This is a genomic window from Pollutibacter soli, assembly GCA_029269725.1.
In the GTDB taxonomy this organism is placed as follows: domain Bacteria; phylum Bacteroidota; class Bacteroidia; order Chitinophagales; family Chitinophagaceae; genus Pollutibacter; species Pollutibacter soli.
In genome coordinates, this window is sequence record JARJHS010000036.1 from 1 (window position 1) to 507 (window position 507).

At 56.2% G+C, this 507-nt stretch carries 1 pseudogene; it reads left to right on the forward strand.

The features are described from left to right. A pseudogene (locus P2W82_RS24740) lies at positions 1 to 507 on the forward strand (excinuclease ABC subunit UvrA); the annotation flags it as partial.

Sequence of the window (507 nt, forward strand, 5' to 3'; positions counted from 1 at the left end):
GCCATCTCCGACATGAGCATCGGTCATGCGATGGAATTCTTCAACAATCTCAAACTCGCAGGTCAGCGGGCGAAGATTGCGGAAAAAATTCTTAAAGAGATCGGCGATCGTTTGAAATTCCTCGTTAACGTCGGCCTGAATTACCTGACGCTTTCCCGCTCGGCAGAAACGCTTTCCGGCGGTGAAGCCCAGCGTATCCGTCTGGCGAGCCAGATTGGTGCGGGCCTGGTTGGCGTTATGTACGTGCTGGACGAGCCATCTATCGGCCTGCACCAGCGCGATAACGAGCGCCTGTTGGGTACGCTTATCCATCTGCGCGATCTCGGTAATACCGTGATTGTGGTGGAGCACGACGAAGACGCGATTCGCGCCGCTGACCATGTGATCGACATTGGCCCGGGCGCAGGTGTTCACGGCGGTGAAGTGGTCGCGGAAGGTCCACTGGAAGCAATTATGGCGGTGCCGGAGTCGTTAACCGGACAGTACATGAGCGGTAAACGCAAGATT